This window comes from Amycolatopsis sp. NPDC104819, from assembly GCF_055583145.1.
This window is the reverse complement of the sequence record NZ_JBVJON010000005.1, coordinates 381581-388297: the sequence shown is the minus strand read 5'-3', so window position 1 is coordinate 388297 and position 6717 is coordinate 381581. Positions and strand designations below refer to the sequence as shown.

Here is a 6717-nt window from a genome sequence, read left to right as displayed (position 1 = left end):
TTCTTGGTGGGGGAGGCGGGGAAGGGGGGTTTTTTTTTTTTGTTTGGTGGGGGGGACCCCCCCCCCCCACCCCCGCCGGGGGCGACCCCCCGGACCCCCGCCTGTGGTTGCGTTGGTGGGGTCCGTCCTTTTTGGATCGGTTACAGCAGGCGGCGTTGGAGGACGTCGGCCATTACCGTCTCGATCAGTTTTTCGAGCTCTGCTGGGTCCGGGAGGGTTTTTGGTCGGCGGCCTGCGAAGAGCAGGTGGCTTGCGCCGATCAAGGACAGGGACAGGGAATCCACCTTGGCGTCTGCTGCTATGCGGCCTTGGGCGCGTTCTGCTGTCAGGTAGGTCGTCAGCATCTCCCTTGCTTCTGTTAGGAACGGCAGGCCGTTGTCGTCGGGGCGGCGTAGGCGGGTGCGGAGCTCGTCTCGGATGAAGACCAGGCTTGTCAGCGCGATGGAGACCGGGTCGAACAGCTCTGTCAGGGCGTCTGTCAGGTTTGTTGAGACCGTGCGGGTTCCTGCTGATGCCTCCAGGAGTGCCGACTGGTCCGTCAGGCGGGTGATGCGGTCCTGGACCAGTTCGGCCAGGAACGCGTCGAAGTCCGTGAAGTGGCGGTGGAGCACGCCTTTTGCGACGTCTGCCTCCGTGGTGACTGCTCGGCTGGTCAGGGCGTTCGGGCCGTCGCGGAGGAGGATCCGCTCCGCCGCCTGGAACAGCTGCTGGCGGACGTCGCGCAGGTGGACACCGGTGGGCATGTCCTCATTCTCCGTTACGCCCGGGGCGAACGCTCGGGTGGTTGTCCGAGTGGGCGCTTGCCCATTAAAGTGGGCGCATGCCCACTCAACCTCATGAGGCCCGTGCCTTCGCTGAATCCTTCGGGGTCGACGCCGGACGCTACGACCGGGCTCGGCCCGAGTATCCCGCCGAACTGGTGGCCCGCGTGGTCGCCGCCAGTCCCGGCCTCGACTTCCTCGACGTCGGCTGTGGCACCGGGATCGTGGCGCGGCAGCTCGGTGCCGCGGGCCGCCGGGTGCTCGGGGTTGATCCCGATCCGCGGATGGCCGAGTTCTCGCGCGGCAGCGGTGTTGACGTCGAAGTCGCGAAGTTCGAAGACTGGGACAGTGCCGGGCGGACCTTCGACGCGGTGGTCGCCGGGCAGTCCTGGCACTGGGTCGATCCCGTCGCCGGCGCCGCCAAGGTGGCGGGCGTCCTGCGTCCGGGCGGGGTGCTCGCGCTCTTCGCGCACGTGTTCCAGCCGCCGGCCCCGGTCGCGGACGCCGTCGCCCAGGGGCTCCGGCGGGTGCGGCCCGAGTGGCCGCTCGCCGCGGAGCAGCGAAGTCCCGGCGAGCTCTACGAAGTCATGTTCACCAAGTTCGCCGACGGCATCCGGGAGTCGGGCCGCTTCGGTGAGCCCGAGCGGTGGTCGTTCGCCTGGGAACGGTCCTACACCCGCGACGAATGGCTGGACCTGCTGCCCACCACCGGCGGGCTGACGCGGCTCGAGCCCGAAGCGCTGGCGGACGTGCTTTCCGGCGTCGGCGCGGCGATCGACGCGCTCGGCGGTGGCTTCACGCTGCCGTACGCCACGCTGGCGGTGGTCGCGCGAAAGCCTTGACAAAAAAAGTTGTCGGTGAGATCTTGGGAACCAGTCAGCCAGACCGAAGAACCTTCGGCCGATTCCCGGGAGTCCCCATGTCCTTCCAGGCCTACCTCGACAACGCCGAGAAGCAGACCGGCATCACCCCGCGCGCGTTCCTCGGCCTCGCGGCGGAGAAGAAGCTCACGAAGCACGGCGAGATCGTCTCGTGGCTGAAGGCCGACCACGGCCTCGGGCACGGCCACGCGACGGCGATCGCGCGGCTCGTCACCAAGGGCCCCGAGTTTGTCGCCGAGCACCACACCGACGGCGTGCTCCACCTCGACGGAGTGGCCGCCCGGGCCTGACCCGGGCGGCGGCCGGTGATCCAGCGGCCACCCGGCCCGGCCAGGAACCGACCACGTCGGCGACCACGGGAGTGTTTTCGGGGTCGCCGATCCGGCCCAGCGCCGTCATCGCGGTGAGCCCGGCGGCCGCCTCGGGGATCGCCAGCAGCGGCTCGGTCAGGTCGGTCCGGGCGCGACGGTGCTGAACCGTGATCCCGCGGCGGCCGAGCTCGTTCGCCAGTGTCGGCGCGAGCGCCTCGACCGCGGCTTTGCTGACGGTGTAGGCGATCTGGCTCTGCACCGCGATCCGCGAAGCCATCGAGCCGACGGTGACCACCCCGGGCGACCGCGCGGCCGATCCCTCGCTAAGCCCCGGTCACCAAGGCGTTCTTCGTCATGTCCGGCTCCTCCGGGTCGGTGCCGGGCCGTGGTGGCCCGGCGCTGACCGAAGGTTTCCGCTCCGCGCTGACCGGACGTGCACTGCTCGCGAACCGCCGTCGGTCAGCTGCCCACCGCCGCCGCGGGCCGGGGGCTCGGAGGAGCGGGGACCGAGTGCCGCGGCAGGAAGGCGGCGACGGCCAGCGCGATCAGCGCCGCCGCCGAGCCCATCGCCAGCACCAACCGGAACCCGCCCTCCGACGGCAGGTCCACCGGTCCGAACCGGACGGTCAGCCGGGCCAGCACCAACCCCGCCGTGGCACTGGAAACCGACGTCCCGATCGACCGCATCAGCGTGTTGAGACTGTTGGCCGCGGCGGTTTCCGACACCGGCACCGCCCCCATCACGAGCGCGGGCATCGCGCCGTACGCCAGCCCGATCCCCGCGCCGATGACGCTCGAGACCAGCACGAGGTGCCAGGTTGCGCTCATCAGGACGATCCCGAGGCCGTACCCGGCCGCGACGACCACCGCGCCGAGCATCAGCGTCGTCTTCGGGCCGCGGGTGCGGGAGATGCGCGCGGACACCGGGGCCAGCGCCATCATCACCAGCCCGGACGGCGCCATCACCAGACCCACCGTCAGCATCGACCGGCCGAGGCCGTACCCGGTGGCCGCCGGCAGCTGCAGCAGCTGCGGCAGGACCAGCGACATCGCGAACATCGCGAAGCCGAACACCGCGGACGCGATGTTGGTCAGCAGCACCTGGCGCCGCGCGGTGGTGCGCAGGTCCACCAGCGGCTGCCGAGTCCGCAGCTCCCAGCGTCCCCACAGCAGCAGAACGACCACGGCGGCGGCGAACAGGCCCAGCGTCGCCGCGCTGCCCCAGCCCCAGTCGGCGCCCTTGGAGATGGCCAGCAGCAGGCACACCAGCGCGATCGATAGCCCCGCCGCGCCGGGGACGTCGAAGCGGCCGCCGGTGCGCACCGGCGACTCCGGGACCAGGGCCACGACCAGGGCGGTGACGACCAGGCCGAGCCCGGCCGAGGTCCAGAAGAGCACGTGCCAGTCGGCGTTTTCGGCGAGCAGCGCCGCCGCGGGCAGGCCCAGCGCGCCGCCGACCCCGAGCGACGCGCTCATCAGCGCCGTCGCGGAGCCGAGCCGTTCGGCCGGCAGCTCGTCCCGCATGATGCTGATCCCGAGCGGGATCACGCCCGCGGCGAGGCCCTGCAGCGTCCGCCCGGCGACCATCGGCACGAGCGTGTCCGAGAGGGCGCCGATCGCCGAGCCGGCGACCAGCGCGCCGAGGCTGATCAGCAGCATCCGCCGCTTGCCGTACATGTCGCCGAGCCGGCCCATGGTCGGGGTCGCCACCGCGCCCGCGAGCAGGGTCGCGGTGATGGCCCAGGTCGCGTCCGCGGCGGAGGCGTGCAGCAGCCCCGGCAGGGCCGGGATCAGCGGGATCACCAGCGTCTGCATCAGCGAGACGGTGATGCCCGCGAGCGCGAGGACCGCGACGACGAGGTTCCCGCGCGAGGAGGCCTCTCTCGCGGGAGTGGATGGGTCGAGCACGGGGCGGTCCTCCGGATGTCCGAATTAAAGCAGTCGCTTGACTTAGCGTAGCAGTCGTGGGTTGACTGATCACGAGCTGACGGCCACCGCGGAGGAACGATGACGAGCACCGCCGAGACCCCCGAGTTCCCGATGACCCGAGCCGCCGGCTGCCCGTTCGACCCGCCGCCCGCGGCCCGCGCGCTGCAGGGCGAAACACCGCTTGCCCGCGTCCGGTTGTGGGACGGCAGCACGCCGTGGCTGGTGACCCGGCACGCCGACCAGCGCACGCTGCTGGCCGATCCGCGCGTCAGCGCCGACATCACCCGCCCCGGCTACCCGAGCCCGGCGCCGCTGCCGAAGGGCGGCACCGGCATCAGCTTCATCCTGATGGACAACCCCGAGCACGCGCGGCTGCGCAAGATGGTGACGGCGCCGTTCACGATCCGCCGTGTCGAGGCGATGCGCCCGGCGGTGCAGAAGATCGTCGACGACCTCCTCGACGAGCTGCTGGCCGGGCCGAAGCCGGTCGACCTCGTCGAGGCGTTCGCGCTGCCGGTGCCGTCGCTGGTGATCTGCGAGCTGCTCGGCGTCCCGTACGCCGACCACGGCTTCTTCCAGGACAACAGCAAGGTCATCATCCGGCGGGACGCGAAGCCCGAGGAGCGGGCCGCCGGCCACCAGGCTCTCGTCGGCTACCTCGACCGGTTGGTGGGCGAGAAGCTCGAGCGGCCCGCCGACGACCTGCTTTCGGGTCTCGCCGCCCGGGTCCACACGGGCGAGCTGACGCGGCTGGAGGCCGCGCAGATGGGCGTCCTCCTGCTCATCGCCGGCCACGAGACGACGGCGAACATGATCGCGCTCGGCACGCTGGCCCTGCTGGAGCACCCGGACCAGCTGGCGCTGCTGCGGGAGTCCGACGACCCGGCGTTGGTCCGGTCCGCGGTCGAGGAACTGTTGCGGTACTTGAACATCACGCACAACGGACGCCGCCGCGTGGCCCTGGAGGACATCGAAGTCGACGGCCAGGTGATCCGCGCGGGCGAGGGCCTGATCCTGGCCAACGACGTCGCGAACCGCGACCCGGCGGTGTTCCCCGACGGAGACCGACTCGACCTGAACCGCGACGCGCGCCGCCATGTCGCGTTCGGGTTCGGCATCCACCAGTGCCTCGGCCAGCCGCTGGCCCGGCTCGAGCTGCAGGTCGTCTACAGCACGCTGTACCGGCGGATCCCGACCCTCGCGCTGGCGACGGAGGTCGAGCGGATCCCGTTCAAGCACGACGGGTCGGTGTACGGGGTGTACGAGCTGCCCGTCACCTGGTGACGCGGGTCAGACGCTGCGCAGCACCGAAACGACCGTGCCGAGGATCGTGGCGCGGTCGCCGTCGATGACGTCGTACGCCGGGTTGCGGGGCTCGAGGTAGACGTGGCCGTTGCGGCGGCGGTACACCTTCACCGTCGCCTCTTCGTCGATCATCGCCGCGACGATCTGTCCCGAGTGGGCCTCGGCCTGCTGCTTCACCACGACGATGTCGCCGTCGCAGATGGCGGCGTCGATCATCGAGTCGCCGCGGACGCGCAGGCCGAAGACCGTGCCGCGGCCGGTGAGGTCGCGGGGCAGCTTGAGGACGTCGTCGACGTGCTCGACCGCCGAAATCGGGGTGCCGGCGGCGATGTCGCCGACCACGGGCACCGGGACCGAATCGCCGTCCTCGGCCGCGGCGGGGCCGTGCAGGAACGCGCGGACGTCGATCGGGCGGGACACCGTGGCGCCGCGGCGCAGGAAACCCTTGTCCTCCAGGCTCGCCAGGTGCTTCGACACCGACGACGTCGACAGCAGGCCGACGGCCTCGCCGATCTCGCGCGTGCTGGGGGAGTAGCCGTGCCGGACCACCCAGTCCCGGATCGCGACCAGGATCCGCTGCTGCCGCTCCGGCAGGGCCGAGGCGTCGAGGTGGTCGAAGGTGTCGTCGTAGGTGGTCACCGGCCGAATCCTAGAGGCACCCGCCCCGCGCGCCGCCGCCTGGCCCCGGCGTGTCGGTCCCGCTCACCGGAACATCGGGTGACGGTTGGCGTCTTACCAACATAAACCAGCACTTTGCCATCTGTTGACCTGAGTCTCGATCGGACGTATGGTCTAGACCACAATTTTCCTTCGCTCGAACCCCTTCCCGCGAGCGGCGGGCCTCTTACCGGGGCCTCGGCCGTGATTTCGCCGTGCCCGGCGGCGGGAAGCGAGCCTGTCCCCGAAGGAGCTGGTATGAAAGCGAACCGGAAGCTGGTCGCGGTCGCCGCGGGTGCTCTCCTCGCCCCGGTGCTGGTGGTGCTCAACCCCGCCGGGATCGCGAGCGCGCACGGCTACGTGAACTCCCCGGCCAGCCGTCAGGCGCAGTGTGCCCAGGGCACCGTGTCGTGTGGCCAGATCACGTACGAGCCGCAGAGCGTCGAAGGGCCGAAGGGCCTGAAGTCCTGCAACGGCGGGCTCGCGCAGTTCGCGGAGCTCAACGACAACAACAAGGGCTGGCACGCCACGCCGATCGGCGCCAACGCGACCTTCACGTGGACCTTCACCGCGCGCCACAAGACGTCGAACTACGAGTACTGGATCGGCAACGACAAGGTCGCCGACATCAGCGGCAACAACGAGCAGCCGCCGGAAACCGTTTCGCACCAGGTCGACCTGTCCGGCCACACCGGACGGCAGACGGTGCTGGCGGTGTGGAACATCGCCGACACGGCGAACGCCTTCTACTCCTGCATCGACCTGCAGGTCGGCTGAGCCCCGGCCGCCCGGGAGCGCGGGTGGTCCTGGAGCAGACGATCCGCGATGACGCCCGCGAGACCCTGGACTACTTCGCCACCCAGGGCGTGGCGG

The 6717-nt window shown here is 70.9% G+C and carries 8 protein-coding genes; 4 read left to right on the top strand and 4 right to left on the bottom strand.

Features of this window, described 5'->3' with window-relative positions; all coding sequences use genetic code 11:
- Window positions 1-140: 140 nt before the first annotated feature.
- Window positions 141-743, bottom strand: a complete 603-nt coding sequence (locus ACZ63E_RS17880) for a TetR/AcrR family transcriptional regulator (RefSeq protein WP_465337108.1) — start codon at window positions 741-743, stop codon at window positions 141-143.
- Between the two features lie 77 nt (window positions 744-820).
- Here ACZ63E_RS17880 and ACZ63E_RS17875 point away from each other — a divergent pair, with 77 nt between their 5' ends.
- Together ACZ63E_RS17875 and ACZ63E_RS17870 are read left to right on the top strand one after the other, a co-directional pair.
- Window positions 821-1603, top strand: coding sequence for a class I SAM-dependent methyltransferase (locus ACZ63E_RS17875; RefSeq protein WP_465337106.1), 783 nt, complete (start codon window positions 821-823; stop codon window positions 1601-1603).
- Window positions 1604-1680: 77 nt separating this feature from the next.
- Complete coding sequence (locus ACZ63E_RS17870; protein WP_465337104.1) at window positions 1681-1932, top strand: DUF4287 domain-containing protein; 252 nt, start codon at window positions 1681-1683, stop codon at window positions 1930-1932.
- Here the strand turns inward: ACZ63E_RS17870 and ACZ63E_RS17865 are convergent.
- A complete protein-coding gene (locus tag ACZ63E_RS17865; RefSeq protein ID WP_465337102.1) occupies window positions 1853-2230 on the bottom strand; it encodes an SDR family oxidoreductase in 378 nt (125 codons plus the stop codon). The two genes, ACZ63E_RS17870 and ACZ63E_RS17865, sit on opposite strands and share 80 nt — an antisense overlap.
- A 182-nt stretch (window positions 2231-2412) precedes the next feature.
- The gene (locus ACZ63E_RS17860; protein ID WP_465337100.1) at window positions 2413-3861 is read right to left on the bottom strand and encodes an MFS transporter; all 1449 of its coding nucleotides are present in this window, start codon (window positions 3859-3861) and stop codon (window positions 2413-2415) included.
- A 99-nt stretch (window positions 3862-3960) separates the two neighbouring features.
- On the opposite strand from ACZ63E_RS17860, the gene ACZ63E_RS17855 reads away from it, so the two are divergent.
- Complete coding sequence (locus tag ACZ63E_RS17855) at window positions 3961-5166, top strand: cytochrome P450 (protein WP_465337098.1); 1206 nt, start codon at window positions 3961-3963, stop codon at window positions 5164-5166.
- A gap of 6 nt (window positions 5167-5172) precedes the next feature.
- On the opposite strand, the gene lexA is transcribed toward ACZ63E_RS17855, so the two are convergent.
- Window positions 5173-5826, bottom strand: coding sequence for a transcriptional repressor LexA (lexA, locus tag ACZ63E_RS17850; protein WP_465305697.1), 654 nt, complete (start codon window positions 5824-5826; stop codon window positions 5173-5175).
- A 276-nt stretch (window positions 5827-6102) separates the two neighbouring features.
- Here lexA and ACZ63E_RS17845 point away from each other — a divergent pair, with 276 nt between their 5' ends.
- On the top strand, window positions 6103-6621 hold the full coding sequence (locus ACZ63E_RS17845) for a lytic polysaccharide monooxygenase auxiliary activity family 9 protein (RefSeq protein ID WP_465305695.1): 519 nt from the start codon (window positions 6103-6105) through the stop codon (window positions 6619-6621).
- The last annotated feature ends 96 nt before the right edge of the window (window positions 6622-6717 follow it).